This window comes from Nonomuraea sp. B10E15, from assembly GCF_039871615.1.
Taxonomy (GTDB): domain Bacteria; phylum Actinomycetota; class Actinomycetes; order Streptosporangiales; family Streptosporangiaceae; genus Nonomuraea.
This window is the reverse complement of sequence record NZ_JBDPMB010000001.1, coordinates 1,684,608-1,705,190: the sequence shown is the minus strand read 5'-3', so window position 1 is coordinate 1,705,190 and position 20,583 is coordinate 1,684,608. Positions and strand designations below refer to the sequence as shown.

17 protein-coding genes and 1 tRNA gene are annotated in these 20,583 nt (G+C 68.2%); 10 read left to right on the top strand and 8 right to left on the bottom strand.

Features of this window, described 5'->3' with window-relative positions; all coding sequences use genetic code 11:
- Nucleotides 1-191: 191 nt before the first annotated feature.
- The 3 genes from rpsA to polA form a co-directional block, all read right to left on the bottom strand.
- Entirely contained in the window at nt 192-1,676 is a 1,485-nt protein-coding gene (rpsA, locus tag ABGB14_RS07765) for a 30S ribosomal protein S1 (protein ID WP_347642833.1), read from the bottom strand.
- A 192-nt stretch (nt 1,677-1,868) separates the two neighbouring features.
- Complete coding sequence (locus ABGB14_RS07760; RefSeq protein WP_347642832.1) at nt 1,869-2,930, bottom strand: polysaccharide deacetylase family protein; 1,062 nt, start codon at nt 2,928-2,930, stop codon at nt 1,869-1,871.
- Between the two features lie 155 nt (nt 2,931-3,085).
- Complete coding sequence (polA, locus tag ABGB14_RS07755) at nt 3,086-5,776, bottom strand: DNA polymerase I (protein WP_347642831.1); 2,691 nt, start codon at nt 5,774-5,776, stop codon at nt 3,086-3,088.
- 92 nt (nt 5,777-5,868) lie between these two features.
- Between polA and ABGB14_RS07750 the strand changes: the two genes are divergently transcribed.
- From ABGB14_RS07750 to ABGB14_RS07725, 6 genes are all read left to right on the top strand, one after another.
- Entirely contained in the window at nt 5,869-6,252 is a 384-nt protein-coding gene (locus ABGB14_RS07750; RefSeq protein WP_347643138.1) for a hotdog fold thioesterase, read from the top strand.
- A 399-nt stretch (nt 6,253-6,651) separates the two neighbouring features.
- Complete coding sequence (locus tag ABGB14_RS07745) at nt 6,652-7,941, top strand: branched-chain amino acid ABC transporter permease (RefSeq protein ID WP_347642830.1); 1,290 nt, start codon at nt 6,652-6,654, stop codon at nt 7,939-7,941.
- A gap of 16 nt (nt 7,942-7,957) precedes the next feature.
- Nucleotides 7,958-8,956: a branched-chain amino acid ABC transporter permease gene (locus ABGB14_RS07740; RefSeq protein ID WP_347642829.1), complete on the top strand. Its 999-nt coding sequence runs from the start codon at nt 7,958-7,960 to the stop codon at nt 8,954-8,956.
- 4 nt (nt 8,957-8,960) lie between these two features.
- Nucleotides 8,961-9,884 carry an ABC transporter ATP-binding protein gene (locus ABGB14_RS07735; protein WP_347642828.1) on the top strand — a complete coding sequence of 308 codons (924 nt, stop codon included), beginning with the start codon at nt 8,961-8,963 and terminating at the stop codon, nt 9,882-9,884.
- A 47-nt stretch (nt 9,885-9,931) separates the two neighbouring features.
- Nucleotides 9,932-10,666: an ABC transporter ATP-binding protein gene (locus ABGB14_RS07730; protein ID WP_347643137.1), complete on the top strand. Its 735-nt coding sequence runs from the start codon at nt 9,932-9,934 to the stop codon at nt 10,664-10,666.
- Between the two features lie 71 nt (nt 10,667-10,737).
- Complete coding sequence (locus ABGB14_RS07725; RefSeq protein WP_347642827.1) at nt 10,738-11,139, top strand: hypothetical protein; 402 nt, start codon at nt 10,738-10,740, stop codon at nt 11,137-11,139.
- Nucleotides 11,140-11,195: 56 nt separating this feature from the next.
- Here ABGB14_RS07725 and ABGB14_RS07720 read toward each other — a convergent pair whose 3' ends face one another.
- Entirely contained in the window at nt 11,196-12,497 is a 1,302-nt protein-coding gene (locus ABGB14_RS07720) for an ABC transporter substrate-binding protein (RefSeq protein ID WP_347642826.1), read from the bottom strand.
- 219 nt (nt 12,498-12,716) lie between these two features.
- On the opposite strand from ABGB14_RS07720, the gene ABGB14_RS07715 reads away from it, so the two are divergent.
- On the top strand, nt 12,717-13,529 hold the full coding sequence (locus tag ABGB14_RS07715; protein WP_347642825.1) for a hypothetical protein: 813 nt from the start codon (nt 12,717-12,719) through the stop codon (nt 13,527-13,529).
- A gap of 45 nt (nt 13,530-13,574) precedes the next feature.
- Here ABGB14_RS07715 and ABGB14_RS07710 read toward each other — a convergent pair whose 3' ends face one another.
- The gene (locus tag ABGB14_RS07710) at nt 13,575-14,876 is read right to left on the bottom strand and encodes an ABC transporter substrate-binding protein (RefSeq protein WP_347642824.1); all 1,302 of its coding nucleotides are present in this window, start codon (nt 14,874-14,876) and stop codon (nt 13,575-13,577) included.
- Nucleotides 14,877-15,206: 330 nt separating this feature from the next.
- Nucleotides 15,207-15,851 (bottom strand): response regulator, encoded by a 645-nt coding sequence (locus ABGB14_RS07705; protein WP_347643136.1) that lies wholly within the window; start codon nt 15,849-15,851, stop codon nt 15,207-15,209.
- Between the two features lie 47 nt (nt 15,852-15,898).
- Between ABGB14_RS07705 and ABGB14_RS07700 the strand changes: the two genes are divergently transcribed.
- Both ABGB14_RS07700 and ABGB14_RS07695 read left to right on the top strand, forming a co-directional pair.
- Nucleotides 15,899-15,981: transfer RNA gene (locus ABGB14_RS07700), tRNA-Leu, on the top strand.
- 269 nt (nt 15,982-16,250) lie between these two features.
- On the top strand, nt 16,251-17,003 hold the full coding sequence (locus ABGB14_RS07695) for a YbaB/EbfC family nucleoid-associated protein (RefSeq protein WP_347642823.1): 753 nt from the start codon (nt 16,251-16,253) through the stop codon (nt 17,001-17,003).
- Between the two features lie 52 nt (nt 17,004-17,055).
- Here the strand turns inward: ABGB14_RS07695 and ABGB14_RS07690 are convergent, their stop codons facing one another.
- Nucleotides 17,056-18,966, bottom strand: coding sequence for a LysM domain-containing protein (locus ABGB14_RS07690; protein ID WP_347642822.1), 1,911 nt, complete (start codon nt 18,964-18,966; stop codon nt 17,056-17,058).
- A 279-nt stretch (nt 18,967-19,245) separates the two neighbouring features.
- Between ABGB14_RS07690 and ABGB14_RS07685 the strand changes: the two genes are divergently transcribed.
- Nucleotides 19,246-20,187 (top strand): methionyl-tRNA formyltransferase, encoded by a 942-nt coding sequence (locus ABGB14_RS07685; protein WP_347642821.1) that lies wholly within the window; start codon nt 19,246-19,248, stop codon nt 20,185-20,187.
- Here ABGB14_RS07685 and panD read toward each other — a convergent pair.
- On the bottom strand, nt 20,174-20,581 hold the full coding sequence (gene panD, locus ABGB14_RS07680; RefSeq protein ID WP_347642820.1) for an aspartate 1-decarboxylase: 408 nt from the start codon (nt 20,579-20,581) through the stop codon (nt 20,174-20,176). The two genes, ABGB14_RS07685 and panD, sit on opposite strands and share 14 nt — an antisense overlap.
- Nucleotides 20,582-20,583 lie beyond the last annotated feature (2 nt).

Sequence of the window (20,583 nt, the reverse complement as noted above, 5' to 3'; positions counted from 1 at the left end):
CCGGAGGATGGCGTACGCGTGGGGTGCCGCCCGAGCGTCACCGGCGCGGCCCGGGCGCGAGCCGGAGGGCCGCGTACCGTAAATGCTCAGGGGCGCCCGCGACGACACCCGCATACGAAGAACCCCGCACGGGTCGTCCGTGCGGGGTTCTCGTTCAGGCCAGGGATCGAGCCGCAGCCTTCAGTGAAGCGTCAGCTCTGGCCGCCGGCGAGCTTCTCGCGCAGGGCCGCGAGCGCCTCGTCAGAGGCGAGCGCGCCGCTGGCGGGAGCCGACGACGAGCCGCCGCCCGACTGGGCCGGCGAGTCGCCGGTGTAGGACGAGGGAGCGGCCTCGCCGGCCTCCGCCTCGGCCTTGCGGGCCTCCTCGATCTGCTTCCTGTGGGCCTCGAAGCGCTGCTGGGCCTCGGCGTACTGCCGCTCCCACTCCTCACGCTGCTTGTCGAAGCCCTCGAGCCACTCGCCGGTCTCCGGGTCGAAGCCCTCGGGGTAGATGTAGTTGCCCTGGTCGTCGTAGGTGGCCGCCATGCCGTAGAGGGTCGGGTCGAACTCGACCTCGGTGCCGACACCCTCGTTGGCCTGCTTCAGCGACAGGCTGATGCGACGGCGGTCGAGGTCGATGTCGATGATCTTGACGAAGATCTCGTCGCCGACCTGGACGACCTGCTCCGGGATCTCCACGTGGCGCTCGGCCAGCTCGGAGATGTGGACCAGGCCCTCGATGCCCTCCTCGACCCGGACGAACGCGCCGAACGGCACCAGCTTGGTGACGCGGCCCGGCACGACCTGGCCGATCTGGTGGGTGCGGGCGAACTGCTGCCACGGGTCTTCCTGGGTGGCCTTGAGCGACAGGGAGACGCGCTCGCGCTCCATGTCGACGTCGAGGACCTCGACCGTGACCTCCTGGCCCACCTCGACGACCTCGGACGGGTGGTCGATGTGCTTCCAGGACAGCTCGGACACGTGGACCAGACCGTCGACGCCGCCGAGATCGACGAAGGCGCCGAAGTTGACGATCGAAGAGACGACGCCCTTGCGGACCTGGCCCTTCTGGAGGGTGTTGAGGAACGTCTGGCGAACCTCGGACTGCGTCTGCTCGAGCCAGGCACGGCGCGACAGGACCACGTTGTTGCGGTTCTTGTCGAGCTCGATGATCTTGGCTTCGAGCTCGCGGCCGACGTACGGCTGCAGGTCGCGGACACGCCGCATCTCGACCAGGGACGCCGGGAGGAAGCCACGGAGGCCGATGTCGAGGATGAGACCACCCTTGACGACCTCGATGACGGTGCCGGTGACGATGCCGTCCTCGTCCTTGATCTTCTCGATCGTGCCCCAGGCGCGCTCGTACTGGGCGCGCTTCTTGGACAGGATCAGGCGGCCCTCCTTGTCCTCCTTCTGGAGAACCAGGGCCTCGACGTGTTCGCCGACCTCCACGACGTCAGCAGGGTCGACATCGTGCTTGATCGAAAGCTCGCGCGAGGGGATGACACCCTCGGTCTTGTAGCCGATATCGAGAAGGACCTCGTCTCGATCGACCTTGACGACGGTGCCCTCGACAATGTCGCCGTCGTTGAAGTACTTGATGGTCTCGTCGATCGCTGCGAGGAAGGCTTCCTCGGACCCGATGTCGTTGACCGCTACCTGCGGGGTGCTCGAGGTGGCCTCAGTGCTGGACGTCATGTGTGGAATTGCTCCGAACGCGGACAGGATGTCGATGTGGCGGATGCGCGGCAGGCCCTCTTCCGCATCAAGCCGAGGAATGACGACATCGACGTGACCGAGCGCGAGCCCGCTCCGTCTGAGGCGCGCGCGAGCCCACAGCGCAGCGATCAGCATATGAGACCTTGGCCACGGGGTCAATCCAGGGAGGCGTCAGTACGCGATGACCTGGAGCCCTCGCTTGGCCCTGATATTACCGCGTAGTTTCTTCGGTATGGAGATCCGGTCGGGATCGCCGTCGGAGACGTAGCGCTCACCAGGGTGCTTACGCAGCCAGTCGAGCCAGTGTTGCGAACACCACTTGCGGCACTCGCCCTTCTTGGCGTTGCTCTGGATGCGCTGGATCGCCCCCCGGTCGAATTTTTTCGCGTAGGGCGAAAGTGACGGCTCGGCCCCGGCGAGGAACACGCCTGCGAAATCATAACGCGTGCCGTCCCACTTCCCGACCCGAGCGGGCTTCTTCCCGCGGGGCAACGAGCCGTACGGCAGCGCCATGGTCCTGGAGGACGGCACGCCGAGCTTCTTGAGCAGGCGTTCGAGCCGGACGATCTGCTCGTGCACCTTCTTCCGCTTGATCGTCCGCAGGTCGGGGTGGCTCCAGGTGTGGTTGGCGACCTCGTAGCCGCGGTCGACCAGCCACCGCACGGCCGCCGTCTGCGACGGCCTGTCGCGCAGCCCGAAGGGTTCCTTGTTGATCCAGAACGTGGCGACGGGCCGGAAGGACGGGTGTTTCCTGGCCACCTCCTGGATCACGGCCACGGCCGTGCCCGCCGCCGGGTTGCCCGCGGCGTCGAGGGCGAAGTGGCTGGGGTGACCGTCGTCGAACGTGAGCACCACCGGGAACCTCCCCGCGGGGACCGGGATCTCGCCGGTGACGAACTCCCTGGCGGTGATCGGCACGTAGCCCTCCTTCGCCAGCCGCTCCAGCTCCTTCCTGAGCTGGGCGGGGGTCCTGTCGATGGAGGCCCGCCGTTCGGCGACGATCCGGTGGTACATCAGGACCGGCACCAGGCCGGCCTCGTTGGCGCGCACCTGACGGGCGAACTCCGGCGTGGACACGACGCCGGGCGGCTGGCCCACCGGCGACGGGCTGGGCGGCGAGCTGGGCGGCGGAGAGCTGTCGCCGACCTCGGCCGCGTCGTCCGGCCGCGCGTGCGGCCGCGGCTCGTCCGGTAACAGGCTGAGCCCGACGATGGCCACCGTTATCACCACCACGTTCGCTATGCCGATGATCCGCGTGAGGGACGCTGGTAACCGCACAGAACTCCCGGGCCGCTCGGGTGAGAAACACGATCAGGCTAGTGCAGATCCCCCACGACGGGCGGCCCTCGCCGTCAGTGGCAGGGCCAGTGACAGCGTCAGTGGCAGGGTCAGTGGCCGGCGTCCTCCCAGGTGCGCCCGACGCCCACGGAGACCTCCAGCGGCACGCGCAGGTGGTAGGCGGCGTTCATCTGGTCGCACACGAGCTGCGTGAGCGGCTCCAGCTCGCCGGGCGCCACCTCGAACACCAGCTCGTCGTGGACCTGCAGCAACATCCGGGAGGCCAGCCCTTCCTCGCCGAGCGCCTGGCGCACGTGCAGCATGGCGACCTTGATGATGTCGGCCGCCGAGCCCTGGATGGGGGCGTTGAGCGCCATGCGCTCGGCCATCTCGCGGCGCTGGCGGTTGTCGCTGGTGAGGTCGGGGAGGTAGCGGCGGCGGCCCATGATGGTCTCGGTGTAGCCGTCGGCGCGGGCCTGCTGGACGATGGCGTGCAGGAAGTCTCGCACGCCGCCGAACTCGGTGAAGTATTCCTCCTTCAGCGCCCGCGCCTCGGCCACCGGGATGTTGAGCTGCTGGGCCAGCCCGAAGTCGGACAGGCCGTAGGCCAGGCCGTAGTTCATCGCCTTGATGCGGGCGCGCAGCTCGCCGTCGATCTGCTCGGGCGGCAGGTCGAACACGCGGGCGGCGGTGGCCTGGTGGAAGTCGTGGCCCGACTCGAACGCCTCGATCAGCGACTCGTCGCCCGACAGGTGGGCCATGATGCGCAGCTCGATCTGGCTGTAGTCGGCCGTCAGCAGCGTCTCGTAGCCCTCGCCGACCACGAAGCCCTGCCGGATGCGGCGGCCCTCGGCGGTGCGGATCGGGATGTTCTGCAGGTTGGGCTTCTCCGACGACAGCCGGCCCGTGGCGGCCATGGTCTGGTTGAACGTGGTGTGGATGCGCCCGTCGTCGGCGATCTCCTTGATCAGGCCCTCGACGGTGATGCGGAGCTTGGCCTGGTCGCGGTGGCGCAGCATGATCGTGGGGAGCTCGTGCTCGGTCTGGGTGGCCAGCCAGGCGAGCTGGTCGGCGTCGGTGCTCCAGCCGGTCTTGATCTTCTTCGTCTTGGGCAGGTTGAGCCGGACGAAGAGGATCTCCTGCAGCTGTTTGGGCGAGCCGAGGTTGAACTGCTCGCCGACCGAGCGGTGCGCCTCCTCCACGGCGTGCTTGACGGCGGCGCCGAACTCGGCCTCAAGGCCCGCGAAGTATTCGCTGTCGACGGCGATGCCGGCGCGCTCCATCTCGGCCAGCACCGACAGCAGCGGCAGCTCCACGTCGGTCATGAGCTGGGTGCCGCCCCTCCCGGCCAGGAAGCTCTCCAGGGAGTCGGCCAGTTCGCGTACGGCGTGGGCGCGCAGCGCGAGATCCTTGGCCGGCGCGTCCTCGTCGTCGCCGAACAGCGCGGCCTGCCCGTCGGGCTCCTCCTCGGCGCGCAGGTCGCGGTTGAGGTAGCGCCTGGCCAGGTCTTCCAGGGCGAACGTGCGCTGCCCCGGCATGGCGAGGTAGGCGGCCAGCGCGGTGTCGCAGCTCAGGCCGCGCAGCTCCATGCCCTGCGCCCAGAGGGCCAGGATGGGACCCTTGGCGTCGTGGACGGCCTTGGGGCGGGCGTCGTCGCCGAGCCAGGCGCGCAGGGCCGTCTCGTCGGCCTCGGTGAGCTTGACGAGGTCGATGTGGGCGGCCGTGCCGTCGGGCGAGGCGATGGCGACGGCGTCGACGCGCCCGCCGCCGCTGCCGTAGGAGCCCTTGAACGCCAGGCCCGCGCGGCCGGCGGGCAGCGCCGACAGCCAGCCCGCGACGCGGTCGGGGCCGAGCAGCACGGTCTCCACCTCGAAGCCCTGCTCGGGCTCCTGCTCGCCGGTGCCGAGCACCTTGAACACCCGCTCGCGCAGCTCGCCGCGGATCTGCAGGGTGTCGAACAGTTTGTTGATCTCCTCGCGCTCCCACGTGCCCTGGCTGAGCGCGCCGGGCTCGACCTCCAGCGGGACGTCGCGCAGCAGCTCGGTGAGCCGGCGGTTCATCAGCACCTGGGCGACGTGCTCGCGCAGCTTGTCGCCGACCTTGCCCTTGACCTCGTCGACCCGGTCGACCAGCGCGGTCAGCGAGCCGAACTCGCGCACCCACTTGGCCGCGGTCTTCTCCCCCACGCTCGGGATGCTCAGCAGGTTGTCGCTGGGGTCGCCGCGCAGTGCCGCGAAATCAGGGTATTGAGCGGGCGTCAGGCCGTATTTCTCCTGGACCGCCTCGGGCGTGAACCTGGTCATGTCGCTGATGCCGCGCCGGGTCATCAGAACGGTGACGTTCGCGTCGACCAGCTGGAGCGCGTCGCGGTCGCCGGTGACGATCAGGACGTTCATCCCCTCCGCCGAGGCGCGGGTGGCCAGCGTGGCGATGAGGTCGTCGGCCTCGAAGCCCGCCTTGGACAGCCGCGGGATGCGCAGCGTGTCGAGCAGCTCGAAGATCAGCTGCATCTGCCCGCGGAAGTCTTCCGGCGTCTCGCTCCTGTTGGCCTTGTAGTCGGAGTATTCCTCATGGCGGAACGTCGGCTCCGACCTGTCGAAGGCCACCGCCACGTGGGTCGGCTGCTCGTCGCGCAGGATGTTGGTCAACATCGAGGTGAACCCGTAGACCGCCTCGGTGTGCTGACCGTCGGTGGTCATCAGGTTGGCGTCCTTGAGCGCGTAGAACGCGCGATAGGCCAGGGAATGCCCGTCAAGCAGCAACAGGCACGGGCGGCTGGGGGTCACTTCACTCTTCGGCACACCCGCAGCCTAGTCTGCGTCTGCGACAGAAAACCTGAGCTCGGAAGAGTGGAGGCGTCCCTTTGACACAGACCAACCCCATGGATGCGGCGATGGTCGGCGACATGCACGCGGGCACGCTTCCCGAGCGGATGGGCGTCGAGTTCCTCGAGGCCACGCCGGAGCGGGTGACGGGCCGGATGCCGGTCGAGGGCAACACGCAGCCGTACGGGCTGCTGCACGGCGGGGCGTCTGTGGTGCTGGCCGAGACCCTGGGCTCGGTGGCGGCGGCGATCCACGCGGGGCCCGACCGCATCGCCGTGGGCATCGAGATCAGCGCCACCCACCACCGCCCCGCGACCTCCGGCCATGTGACCGGCGTCGCGACCAGGTTGCACGCGGGCCGGACGCTGGCGACGTACGACATCGTGATCAGTGACGAGCAGGGGCGTCGCGTGTGCACCTCGCGCCTCACCTGCATGCTGCGCGACCGCTGACACACCGGCCACTTGCGCGCAGCCTTTGCGCGCGCCCCCCGCGGGTCGCTACGGTTGACCGGACAGAGCCCCGCGGGGAGGCTCAGTAGAAAACGTGTACGGCCGGGGAAGCCTTACACGGCCCCAAAGGCCACCCCGCGGGCTCGTCAACATCCACAGACGATCGTTATTCCATCGTTTTCCCCACGTGCCAGGCGTCTCCCCTGATTTAGCCCCTGACCTGCCTCGTTGGTTCCTCACATCAGTGACACACACATGTCACTAATTGGTGACGAACGATACTGAAACGGGCGCACCCAGAATAAGCTCCCGCCATTGCATTCCAGTTGTGCCTGCGATGCGCGCGTGTCGAGATGGAGGGGCACAACCCCGCCTTGACCTATTTTCGAGGGAGCACCATTGCGCAGAGCCGTGATCGCGTTCACGGCCTTCCTGGGTGGACTCATCTTCCTGCTCGCCGGTCCGGCCCACGCGGGGCCGGCCGACTGCCAGGGCTTGAGGGGAACACTCAACTTCCAAGGCCAGCCAGTGAACGGCGCCAGAATCTCCGTGACCACCGAGGACGGCAAACCCGTCTCGGAGGCCACCACCGACGCTCAGGGCAAGTGGGATGTCCAGGTCGAGGATCCAGGCAGATACAAGGTCACCCTGGATCCCGGCAGCCTGCCGCAGAACGCCGAGCCGCGGGGCGGCACGAACGTCCGCACGCTGAGCGTCCATGAGGGCAACTGCTCCACCGCCCTCTTCCCCCTCCAGCCGAAGGGCGGCGGCCAGGACCAGGGGCAGCAGAGCGACGACGACAGCGCGTTCTGGACCCGCGCCGCGCAGCTCACCTTCGAGGGCTTCAACCTCGGCCTGATCATCGCCCTGGCCGCGCTCGGCCTCTCGCTCATCTACGGCACGACCGGCCTGACCAACTTCGCCCACGGCGAGCTGGTCACCCTCGGCGCGATCCTCGCCTACGGGTTCAACGCGGGAATGGGCCTCGGCCTCATCCCCGCCGCCGCCATCGCCGTCATCGTCGCCGGCCTGCTCGGCTATCTGCAGGACCGCTTCTTCTGGGGGCAACTGCGCAGGCGCGGCACCGGCATCATCGCCATGATGATCATCTCGATCGGCGTCGCGCTCTTCCTGCGCTACCTGTTCCTCATCGTCTTCGGCGGCCAGACCGAGGCGTACACCGAGTACAACGCCCAGCCCGGCGTGCAGGTGGGACCGATCTCGGCCGCGCCGAAGAACTTCGTCGCCATGGGCATCGAACTGGTCGTGCTGATCATCGTCGGCATCGCCCTGCTGCGCACCCGCACCGGCAAGGCGGCGCGCGCGGTCGCCGACAACCCGGCGCTCGCGGCGTCGTCCGGCATCAACGTCGACCGGGTCGTCCGGATCATCTGGACCTCGGGCGGCGCCATCGCCGCACTCGCGGGCATCATGCTCGGCCTCTCCCAGAACCTGAAATACACGATGGGGCAGGAGATGCTCCTGCTCATCTTCGCCGGCGTGACGCTCGGCGGGCTCGGCACCGCGTTCGGCGCGCTGATCGGGTCGCTGGTGGTCGGCCTGTTCATCCAGGTCTCGACACTGTGGGTGCCGCCGGAGCTCAAGAGCGTCGGGGCGCTGGCCGTTCTCATCATCGTGCTCCTCGTCCGGCCGCAGGGCATCCTCGGCCGCCGCGAGCGGATCGGCTGATCGGGGGAGGATCAGAATGGACTGGATCACGATCTTCAGCACCACCATCAAGTCCGCGGTCGGCGTGGAGACAGTGCTGTACGGCATCGCCGCCATCGGTCTCAACATCCACTTCGGCTACACCGGGCTGCTCAACTTCGGCCAGGCCGCGTTCATGGGCGTGGCCGGTTACGGTCTGGCGGTCACCGTCGTCGTCCTCGGCATGCCGTTCTGGGTCGGCATCATCTTCGGCCTGATCGCGGCGGTGATCCTGGCGTTCCTGCTGGGCATACCGACGCTGCAGCTGCGCGCCGACTATCTGGCCATCGTCACCATCGCGGCGGCCGAGATCGTCCGGCTCGTCTTCCGCTCGGTGCAGTTCAAGGACGTCTTCGGCGGCTCCGACGGCCACCGCGGCTTCACCGAGGGCTTCTACGCTCTCAACCCCTACCCCGCGGGAAACTACGGCTTCAACCTCGGCCCCATCCCGCTGTTCTTCAACCACCGCACGATGTGGGTGATCACCGTCGGCTGGGTGCTGATCGCCCTGGCCTGCCTCATGGTCCACCTGCTGATGAAGAGTCCGTGGGGCCGCGTGCTCAAGGCCATCCGCGAGGACGAGGACGCCGTGCGCAGCCTGGGCAAGAGCGTCTTCTCCTACAAGATGCAGGCGCTGGTGCTGGGCGGCGTCATCGGCTGCATGGGCGGCTTCATCTACGGTCTGGGCTATGCCTCGGTGCAGCCTGACGTGTTCGGCACCGAGACGACGTTCTACATGTACACGATGGTCATCCTCGGCGGCGCGGCCCGCGTGCTCGGCCCGGTCATCGGCTCGATGCTCTTCTGGGTCCTGCTCGTGCTCATCTACGGCGTGCTCTCCGAGGCCGTCCGCGTGGGGTACATCACCTTCATGGACACCAACCAGGTCGGCGCCCTGCGCTGGATCCTGGTCGGCGCCGGTCTGATCCTGTTGCTTGTCTACCGGCCACAGGGCATCTTCGGTGACAAGAGGGAGATCGCAATCGATGCACGCTGAGACCATGAGCACTGACCGCAAGGCCGCCGCCCTGGCCGCCTTCAAGGACCTGGCGCGCGATCCGGGCGTGCCCAAGCCCGACCCCATCCTCGTGGTGGACCGCGTCGTCCGCCGCTTCGGCGGCCTGACCGCCGTCGACGTCGGCCACGTGGAGATCCAGCGGGGCTCCATCACGGCGCTGATCGGCCCCAACGGCGCCGGCAAGACCACGTTCTTCAACCAGCTCACCGGGTTCGACAAGGCCGACGCCGGCTCGTGGACGTTCAACGGGCGGTCCATGAACGGCGTTCCCGCCCACAAGGTGGCCAGAAGCGGCATGGTCCGCACCTTCCAGCTCACCAAGGCGCTGTCGCGCCTGACGGTGCTGGAGAACATGCGCCTCGGCGCCCAGAGGCAGAAGGGCGAGAACTTCTGGCAGGCGCTCGTGCCGCGCCTGTGGCGTGCCCAGGAGGACGAGATCACCGAGCGGGCCGAGGAGTTGCTGGCCCGCTTCAAGCTCGACGCCAAACGCGACGACTTCGCCGGATCGTTGTCCGGCGGCCAGCGCAAGCTGCTGGAGATGGCCCGCGCGCTCATGGTCAACCCCGAGCTGGTCATGCTCGACGAGCCCATGGCGGGCGTCAACCCGGCGCTGACCCAGTCGCTGCTCGGCCACGTCAAGGACCTGCGCGAGCAGGGCATGACGGTGCTGTTCGTGGAGCACGACATGGACATGGTCCGCGACATCAGCGACTGGGTGATCGTCATGGCCCAGGGCGCGGTCATCGCCGAGGGCCCGCCCTCGACGATCATGTCCGACGAGCGGGTGATCGACGCCTACTTGGGCGCCCACCACGACGCGCCCCTGTCCGAGGGCGAGCTGGAGGCCCAGCTGCACGAGGCTGAGGCGGCGCTGGAGGCCGAGATCGAAGAGGAGACGCAGAAGTGAACGCCGGCGCAGAGTCGAAGGCGGCCGTCACCGACCGCAGCGCGCATCTGGAAGGCGCCGAGGACGCCGTGCTCCGGTGCGACGAGCTGATCGCCGGCTACCTGCCGGGCGTCAACATCCTCAACGGCTCCGACCTCTACGTCAAGGACGGCGAGCTGATCGGCATCATCGGCCCCAACGGCGCCGGGAAGTCGACGCTGCTCAAGGCCATGTTCGGGCTGGTCAACATCCGCAGCGGAACGGTGCTGCTCAAAGGTGAGAACATCACGAACATGAAGGCGCACACGCTGGTCGCCCGCGGGGTGGGCTACGTCCCGCAGACCAACAACGTCTTCCCCAGCCTCACCATCGAGGAGAACCTCGAGATGGGCGCCTTCCAGACCCCGGGGAAGTTCAAGGAGCGCTTCGCGTTCGTCGCCGAGTTGTTCCCCGCGCTCAAGGAACGGCGCAAGCAGCGCGCCGGATCCCTGTCCGGCGGCGAGCGGCAGATGGTGGCGATGGCCAGGGCCCTGATGACCGAGCCCTCGGTGCTGCTGCTCGACGAGCCGTCCGCCGGCCTGTCGCCCAAGCTGCAGGACCTGGTCTTCATCCAGGCCCAGCAGATCAACAAGGCGGGCGTGACGGTCATCATGGTGGAGCAGAACGCGCGCCGCTGCCTGCAGATCTGCCACCGCGGCTATGTCCTCGACCAGGGCCGCAACGCCTACACCGGCACCGGGCGGCAGCTCGCCAACGACCCCAAGGTCATCGAGCTCTACCTCGGCACGCTGGCCAAGGCGTAGATCCGGCGATCGTTCGCGAGAACGGCGAAAGGGCTCCCCGTGAGCCCCTTCGCCGTTCTTTAATGATCGGTGTGAAACGCTTGGCGACAGTCGCGCTCATGCTCCCCGTCCTGCTCGTCGGCTGCCAGGACGCCGCCTCGTCGGCGGGGAAGTACAGCACCGGAGGCGATCCCACCGACAGCCCCTGCGCCCGCGTGGTGTCCGCCATCGGGTACGCGGGCCTCATGCTGGGTCCGAAGGGCCAGGAGGACCGCCAGCACTTCGAGGACGCCCTGACCGGCCGCCTGGCGGAGGTGCACGGCATCACGCGGGAGTTCGGCGGCCGGCTGCCCGGCTCGCTGAGCGGGGCCGTGGAGACCGTCGAGACGACGACCGCGGGGCTGTCCAGGAACGACGTGCCGCGCGAGCGGCGGGTGGCGCTGCTGAAGCGCTACCGCGCGGCCGCCGACCGCATCGTGGCCGGCTGCGCATGAAAAGGAGAAGGGCCCGGTCCTGACGACCGGGCCCTTCTCCGTCACGCGGGTGCCGGTCAGCCCTCGATGTTGCCGGTGCGGTATTCAAGCGCCTTGACCGGGTACTTGTTGTCGTCGGCGTACTGGTAGATGCCGATGGTGGCGACCGCCGGGTCACCGGCGTCGTTGAACTCGACCGGGCCGCTGACGCCGTCGTAGTCGATGTCCTTGCCGGCCTTCAGCAGGTCGACGCACTCCTTGAAGTTCTTGCACTTCTCGCCGCCCTTGCTGACCTCGGCCAGCTTGGCCGCGATGTCGGCGCCCGCGTCGCTCTTGGCGGCCTCGGCGGCCAGCGCGATCAGGTTGGCCGCGTCGTACGACTCGGGAGCGTAGGTGTAGTCCTCGAGCTTGGGGTCGACCTCGAGGAGGTTCTTCCTGAACGTGTCGGGAGCCGAGGCGCCGGGGTAGGTGCCCTTGACGCCCGTGAGCGTGCCCTTGGGCATCTTCACGTAGTTGGTGTTCGACATGTTGCCGTCGACCATGTACCACTTGTGCTTGCTGGCCGGCATGCCCTGCTTGACGAGCTCGCCGATGACCTTCGCGGTCTCCTCGAAGCCGATGAGGACGATGCCCTTCGGGTTCTTCGCCTTGATCTTGGCGACGTCGGCGGAGAAGTCGGGCGCCTTCGGGTCGTAGTCGACCCGCTCGACCACCTGGGCGCCGGCGTCGGTGACGGTCTTCTCCACCTGGTCGGCCAGGCCGGTGCCGTACGAGTCCTGCATCGCCATGATGGCGACCGTGTCGTTGCCGTCGGACACCACGAGGTCGCCCAGCACGCGGCCCTGCAGCTTGTCCGGCGGCGCGGTGCGGAAGTAGAGGCCGTTGTCCTTGATCGTGGTGAACTTGTCGGAGGTGTTGGCGGGCGAGAAGTGCACCACGCCGGCACCCGTGATCTTGTCGATCACCGACTCCGACACCGACGACGACGCGGCGCCGATGATGGCGTCGGCCTTCTGCGCCAGCAGCTTGTCCACCGACTGGGAGGCGATGTTGGTCGTCGTGTCACCCGAGTCGGTGTCGAACTTCTCGACAGGCTTGCCAAGCACTCCGCCGGCCTCGTTGATCTCCTTGAGCGCGAGATCGACCCCGGCGAACTCGGGCGGGCCGAGGAAGGCCAGCGAGCCGGTCTGGGGCAGCAGCGTGCCGAGGGTGAGCGTGCCGTCACCCTTCGCCGCGGCCGGGGCCGACGAGGATGAGGCGGGCGCGGCACTTTCGGAGGTTTGCGTGGCCGTGTCGCCGCCACCACCGCAGGCTGTCAGGGCCAGGCTGGTGGCAGCCGCGACAGCCAGCGCCCGTCCCACGGGAGCAATGCGGATCATGAAGTGTCTCCTTCATTTCAGGCCGGGGATCCGTCAGCACCGCCGAACGTTCCCGATCGAATGACGGAAACGTACAAAACTGTCGCATGCTCCAACCAGATGCCGCGAGGAACTGTCGGCACTTGGATGCGGAGTCGTAATCAGTCCTCAACTTACGGGACCTGCGGAAGCAGGCTTAATGTGCGTCAGGTGAGGCGTAACACCACATTCTTGGCCGCGGTGGCCCTTCTCGCCGGGTGCGGTTCCAGCGGGCCGTCTCCCGCGGCTGTCTCGGGCCCGCCCGCCGGCGTCTCCGTCACGCTCGGGCAATGGCGTTCCGACGAACCGGCACACCGGCTTCAGGTGGCCGTGCGCAACACCCGCGACACCCCCGTCTATTTCGCCGACGTCCAGCTGGTGACGCCATCTTTCCGTACGGTGCCCGCGAGCCAGGCCCGCGCCGCCATCGGCAGGACCGAGCGCACCGACCTGCCCATCCCGTACGGCGCCGCCAACTGCTCGCCCGGCGGCCTGCCCCAGGTGCGGCCCGCCACCGTCGTGGCCCATCTCCGCACCGGCGCGGAGCCGCTGCGCAAGGTCGCCTTCGAGCTGCCCCATCCCGACCCGCTGCTGGCCAGGCTGCTGCGCGACGAGTGCTCGGAGTTCCTCATCAAGCAGGCGGTGAACATCACGTTCGGCCCGGAATGGACGGAGTCCGGCAAGGTCATGCGCGGCGACCTGGTCGTCACCCGGCGCGGCGCGGGAGCGGTGACGCTGGCCGCCATGGGCGGCACGACGCACTACAACGTCGCCTACGACGGCCGGCGCCTGGGCCTGCTGCGGGCCACGGAGCAGCGCCTTGAGGTGCCGATCGAGCTCACCCCCGCACGCTGCGACGGCCACGCGTTCGGCGAGGCCAAGAAGGCCTTCCAGTTCCCCGTGCGGGCCGGCATCGACGGGGGCGAGGAGCGGGTGGTCGTCGTGGCCCCGCCCAAGCCGCTGCAGGACCGCCTGATCGGCTACGCGTTCAGGGCGTGCGGCTTCGGCCGCTGAGCGACCCGCCGCACGCGGGGTCGCTCAGCGGCCGGATCCGCAGGGTCAGCCCTCGATGTTGCCGGTGCGGTACTCCAGCGCCTTGGTGTCGTAGGTGTTGTTCTCGCCGTACTGGTAGATGCCGATGGTGGCGACCGCCGGGTCACCGGCGTCGTTGAACTCGACCGGGCCGCTGACGCCCTCGTAGTCGATGTCCTTGCCCTCCTTCAGCAGGGCGGCGCACTCCTCGAAGTTCTTGCACTTCTCGCCGCCCTTGCTGACCTCGGCCAGCTTGGCCGCGATCGACGCGCCGGAGTCGTCCTTCGCCGCCTCGGCGGCCAGGGCGATCAGGTTCGCCGCGTCGTACGACTCCGCCGCGTACGTGAAGTCGTCGAGCTCGGCGTTGAGCTTCTTGAGCTTCTTCCTGAAGTCGTCAGGGGCCTCGGCGCCCGGGATGGTGCCCTTGACGCCCGTGAGCGTGCCCTTGGGCATCTTCACGTAGTTGGTGTTCGACATGTTGCCGTCCACCATGTACCACTTGACCTTGTCGGCCGACAGGCCCTGCTTGACCAGCTCCGCGATGACCTTGGCGCCCTCCTCGAAGCCGATCAGCACGACCGCCTTCGGGTTCTTCGCCTTGATCCGCGCCACGTCGGCGGAGAACTCCGGCGCCTTCGGGTCGTAGTCGACCCGCTCCACGACGCTCGCCCCCGCCTCCTCGGCGGTCTTGGTGACCTGGTCGGCCAGGCCGGAGCCGTAGGAGTCCTGCATGGCCAGGATGCCGATGGTGTCGTTGCCGTCGGCGGCGATCAGGTCGCCCAGCACGCGGCCCTGCAGCTTGTCCGGCGGCGCGGTGCGGAAGTAGAGGCCGTTGTCCTTGATCGTGGTGAACGCGTCGGAGGTGTTGGCCGGCGAGAACTGCACCACGCCGGCGCCCGTCACCTTGTCGATGATCGACTCCGACACGGACGACGACGCCGCGCCCACGATCGCGTCCACCTTCTGCGCCAGCAGCTTGTCCACCGACTGCGACGCGATGTTGGTCGTCGTGTCACCCGAGTCGGTGTGGACCGTCTTGACCGGCTTGCCGAGCACGCCCCCGGCGTCGTTGATCTCCTTGACGGCCTGGTCGACGCCGGCGAACTCGGGCGGGCCGAGGAAGGCCAGCGAGCCGGTCTGCGGCAGCACCGTGCCGAGGGTCAGCGTGCCGTCGCCCTTCGCCGCGGGTGCCGAGGACGCGGCGGACGACGCCGGCGCGGACTGCTGCGCCGACGTGTCGTCGCCACCGCCGCCGCCACAGGCCGTCAGAGCCAGGCTCGCCGCAGCCGCGACGGCCAGCAGGCGTCCCGCTGGAGCAATGCGGATCATAAAGAAGACTCCCCCAATCTCAGCGAAGGAACGTCCCCTTCGCCGGGTTCTCCGAGCTCAGCATGCCGCTCGAATGGGACACCAGGGAGTTGTTACGCGACTTTTATACTGATTCGTAATGTCCCAAATACCCATAGTAATGGGATGTTCCACCACAGTTACGGACACTTCACACAAAGAACGGCCCTGACCCGAAATTTCGGGTCAGGGCCGGAATGATGGGGAAGGTGGGACGTGAGGGAATGCGGAGGCCGCGCCATGACAGCGCCCTGACCGCGGCCCGCCCCGACGGCTAGGACGCGACCGGGCACACCGCGTGGTGCGGGCGCCTCAGCCCCGCTCGGCCGCGTCGTCCATAACGATCTGAGCAACCTCGCGCATGCTCAGCCGCCGGTCCATCGACGCCTTCTGGATCCACCGGAAGGCCTGGGGCTCGCTCCAGCCGTGCTGCGTCATCAACCGCCCCTTGGCGCGCTCGACCAGCTTCCGTGTCTCCAGCCGCTCCGACAGGTTGGACACCTCGGCGGCCAGCGCCACCATCTCCTCGTGCCTGCTGACCGCCATCTCGATGGCCGGCACCAGGTCCGCCTTCGTGAACGGCTTGACCAGATAGGCCATCGCCCCCGCGTCCCTGGCGCGTTCGACCAGGTCACGCTGGGAGAAGGCGGTCAGGATGAGGCACGGCGCGATGCGCTCGCCCACGATGCGCTCGGCCGCGGATATGCCGTCGAGCACGGGCATCTTGACGTCGAGAATGACGAGGTCGGGTTTCAGCTCGGCAGCCAGCCGGATCGCCTGCTCGCCGTCACCGGCCTCGCCCACGACGACGTAGCCGTCCTCCTGGAGCATCTCCTTGAGGTCAAGGCGGATCAGGGCCTCGTCTTCCGCGATCACTACTCGCCGCTGCGTACTCACGAGCGCAAGAGTACAGACGTCCGGTAGATTAGATCCACGCTGGCACCCGTTGCTGATCATCTTCAGCGGTGGAGCGCGGCGTTGATCCGGACAAGTCCGGAAAATCAGCCGGAATGATGGAATGGCAGACATGGACGCCTCAAAAGCGTCTGCTCGAAAGGGCGTGCGGGTTCGAATCCCGCTTCCGGCACTCCATCCACGCGCGACGGCTCCATCCGCTGGAGTCGGCTCCCCTCCGTGCAGGCCCGGCCCCTGCACATCTCCTGCGCCGCCGGCGGGCCCGTCCTCGTGCAGGAACGTGCCGGCGCCCGCGAGCCGTCCACCCGATCAGCACGGGCCGCGTGATACGGAGGCCGGGGTGCGGGCACCGTCCGGCCGTCATCCGGGCTGCTGGGGATGGGCATATCGGGTGCCCTAAACTGGCGCGCTGACAGGGACGCATGATCATTGGAGTGCCGCATGGCTACGCTCTCCGGGCAGGATGACGATCGCGAGATCATGGCCGCGATCGACGGCAAGGTCGACCAGATGGTGCGGGAGTCCTTGGCGGCGCGGGATCGCGATCGGGTGATCGCCGGGGTCGGTGAGAGCGACGACGGGATGATCAGGGCGAGGGCCGACGCCGACGGCGCGATCGTTTCGCTCGCTCTCGATCCCCGCGTGATGCGGCGCGAGGCGGACCGTCTCGCCGAGGATGTGGCCGCGGTGCTCAGCGCGGCGCAACGGGACGCGCGGGAGCAGGCGCGCGAGATCCTGGACGGCGCCGCCCTTTCCTCGATCACGTCCGACCGGCTCGGCGAGAGCCTGGCTACCGACCGCGACGGGCGGGCGGTGAGCGACGTTCTCCGGCGCCTCCTGGAGATGTCCGGCTCCGGCGCCGAGGCGGACGAGGACGAGCGCCGGGTGCCCGATGTCCTGGAGAAGCGGTACGACGAGCTGGAGAGCGTGGTCGGCACGGGCGCGAATGCGTCCGGGCACGTCACGGCGACCGCGGACGCGCACGGACGCGTCCGCGAGATCAGCATCGGGGCCCGTGCCATGCGGCTGGACAGTCACGTGCTGGCGGAGGAGGTCCTGGCAGCCGTCCGCGACGCCCGGCGCGAGGTCGTCGCGAAGGCGGAGGAGAAGGTGGTCGACGCCCTCCCGGATCTCGATCCCGAGGCCGGCATCGACGTCGTGACCCAGGATGGCCCCTCGCGCCCGCGCCGGTGACCCGGGACGGCGCCTCGTGTCACGCCGGTGAGGCGCCGTCCCGGTTTCCTCCCTAGGAGACCTTCTCCTTCTCGAGTTCCGGGATCACCAGTTGCTGGCCTGGGGACAGGTGGCCCTGGTCGATGCCGTCGAGATGCCAGTTGGCCTGCTGGAGGAGCGACACGTAGCGCTCGCTGCCGTATTCGCGCTGAGCGATCGCCGACAGCGTGTCGCCGCCCTGCACCGTGTGCGTGGTGGCGCCGACCGGTTGCCTGGAGCCGGATCGCGGCGGTTCGCCGTTGGAGCCGTGATCCCAGTTCCGGTAGTCGGGGATGTTCAGGTCGACGGGCTCGCTCTGGCCGCGGGGGACCAGGGTGTAGTTGATGGTTCCCGGGAGGAGGCCGAGGATGCGGCCCTTCCAGAAGGGGTTCAGGTTGAGGAAGGCGTTGACCGGCCCGATCTGCCTGGCCCGGTAGGTGAGGCTGTTCTTCGGGAGCCAGATCTTGGTGCCGTCCTTGAGCTTCATCTGGGCGAGATGGTTCCCGGGCAGAACCCGTCCGTAGCGGACGTTGGTGGCCGACATCGCACGGCTCGGGTCGACGGGCCAGAGCTTTTTGAGTCCCCACTTGTCCGCATGGCGCCAGGCGAGGTGCTTCAGGCCGGTCGCGTCACGGAGCAGTCCGTAGTATCCGGCGCCGAAGACCGCGCTGACGCCGCCGACGATGACGCCGTCCTTGAGCGCGGCGCCGAAGCTCTTGTTCTCGAACATCATGCTCAGCGCAGTGGCGGCGCCGGCATTGACGCCGAGTTCGAGCGCCATGTTGAACGCGAGAGGGTGGGTCTGCGCGAACCTGGTCACCGAGCCGAGCCTGTTCACGAGGGAGAAGGCGCCGCCGAGGCCGAGGAGGAAGGACAGGGTGCCCAGCATGCCCGGGGAGACCGAGAAGGCCGAGGCGAGCGCGGAGGGCGAGAAGAGCGAGGGGAGAAGATTCCGGAGCTCCGCGCCCCTGCCCCAGTTCGCCAGCGAGGAATTGACATAGTTCGCACCGACGACCATGAGCCCGTTCTTCATGAATTCGCGCAGCACCGGGCGACGTCCGGCCGCGCTCGTTCTGAACCTCTTGCCGAGCTGCTTGAGCCTGCCGCGCAGGAGTTTGATCAACAGCATGGCACGCTGCTTGAGAGCCTTGGCCATCCGCACGAGGAAGGCGCGTACCGCCGGGTTGAGGATCGCCGCTCCGGCCATGATGACGCCGACCGCCGCGAGCGTCTGCAGGGTGCGCTTGACGAGGTGCTTGGACCTCTGGGTCTCCTCGACGGCGGTGCCGAGGATCTCGGCAGAGTGTTCGGAGCGCGCCGCCCACTGTTCCAGGGTCTGGGCCTGGTCTGTCCCGCCGCCGGAAGGGTTGACGTATCTCGTCCAGGCCGCGTGGTAGGTCTGGGCGGCGTCTCCGCCCCATCGCGCCTTCTCGACCTCGTCCTCGACCGCGTCGATGTCGGGCTGCAGCGCACGGAGCCGACGGGCCGTGTCCTCGCACGCCTGCTGCATCTCGAGGAGCTTGCGCTCGTAGTCGTCGCCGAGGCCCAGCAGGTCGAGTGTCGCGTTGAACGTCACGGACATGGTGCCGGGATCGGGGAGCTCGACGCTCTCGCGGATGGGGGGCGGGTCGTCGGGCGGGAGGAGCCGCTCGCTCCAGCCGTAGTTGGCCGCGGAGTACTTCAGGTTGCTGCCGCAGTTGCTCAGAGCGCTGGCACGCCGGTACATGGAGTCGGACAGGTCGCCGAAGAACTGGTTGTAGCCGCTGGCGAGTTCCGCCGCGCCGTCCTGAATCAGAGCGTACGTGTTGACGTCGCCCTTCGCGTGTGTGACGAACGACCTGCGGATCCCTACGAGGCTCTCGCCGGCGTCCTGGCTTCTCAGGCCGGCCCGCTTGAGATGCTCAAGACCCTCCGGACCGGCGTAGCTGAAACCACTACTGGCCATGCACTTCCTTATTGACTTTGACGACGTGTCCGCTCGACGGGGTCACCGCCGCGGTCTCATGCCGGCACTGCGCCGCTGAGGAGGAGCGGCTTGTTGGGCCATAATCCGCTAGACATTAGTTGATCAGCAATCTTTCGGTCAACTGATCTTTTACCACCTGACGCCGGTCGTTTCACGACATTTCCTACATGTCGCAGCCCATCCAGTGACGAACATGATCGTCGCACGCTTATCTTTTAGGTTAGGCTTACCTAATTAGGCTCACCACAGGAGGCGCACATGCGGGTTGCGATGTTCGGCTACCAGACCTGGGGACACCGTACGTTGCAGGCACTGCTGGAATCCGGCCACGACGTGGTGCTCGCCGTGACGCACCCGAGGAGCGAGCACGCCTACGAGAAGATCTGGGACGACTCCGTGGCTGCCCTGGCGGCCGGGCACGGCGTTCCCGTCCTGCTGCGCGCCAGGCCGGACGACGAGCTCGTCACCACGCTCAAGGAGGCGGCGCCGGACATCATCGTCGCCAACAACTGGCGCACCTGGATCCCGCCGGAGATCTTCGGGCTGCCCCGCCACGGCACGCTGAACGTGCACGACTCGCTGCTGCCCGCCTACGCCGGCTTCTCGCCGCTGATCTGGGCGCTGATCAACGGGGAGGAGGAGGTGGGCGTCACCGCTCACCTCATGGACGGGGAACTGGACGCCGGCGACATCGTGCTGCAGCGCGCCGTGCGCGTCGGGCCTTCGGACACGGCCACGGACCTGTTCCACAGGACCGTCGCGCTGATCGGCCCGATCGTGCGGGACGCGCTCGCGCTGATCGAGAGCGGCCGGGCGGCCCCGGTCGCCCAGGACCGGTCGAAGGCGAGCTTCTTCCACAAACGGTCCGTCGAGGACAGCCGCATCGTCTGGACCTGGCCGGCCGAGGACATCGAGCGGCTGGTGCGCGCGCAGTCCGACCCGTACCCGAACGCCTTCACGTTCTACAGGGGTGAGCGCATCCGCGTGCTGAGGGCGTCCGTGTCGAAGGGTCTGTACGGAGGCACCCCCGGCCGCGTGTTCATCCGGGAAGGCGACGGAGTGGTCATCGTCGCCGGCCCTGAGGCCCGGAGAGGGCGCGGCCACGGACTCGTGATCGAGCAGGTCCGCACGGAGTCGGGCGCGGACCTGCCCGCCGCGGAGGTCTTCCGCACGATGGGCGGCTATCTCACCGACCGGTGACCTGGGTGGCCGAGCCGGGGACGGGGGCGGCCGGGTCGGCTCCGAGGCCGACGATCCGGTTGCGCTCGTCGACGTGCACCACGAAGGGTACGTGCGATCCCGCCTGGTCGTCGGCGACATGCCGGAAGGACATGATGATCACCAGGTCTCCGGGGGACACGAGGTGTGCGGCGGCCCCGTTGATGCCGATGACGCCCGAACGCGCCTGGCCTTCGATGGCGTAGGTGACGAGCCGTGACCCGTTGGCGATGTTCACGACATGGACCTGCTCCCCCTCGATGAGCCCGGCCGCGTCCATGAGGACCTTGTCGATGGTGATGGATCCGACGTAGTGGAGGTCGGCCTGGGTCACGGTGGCCCGATGGATCTTCCCGCCGAGCAGGATGCGCTGCATCT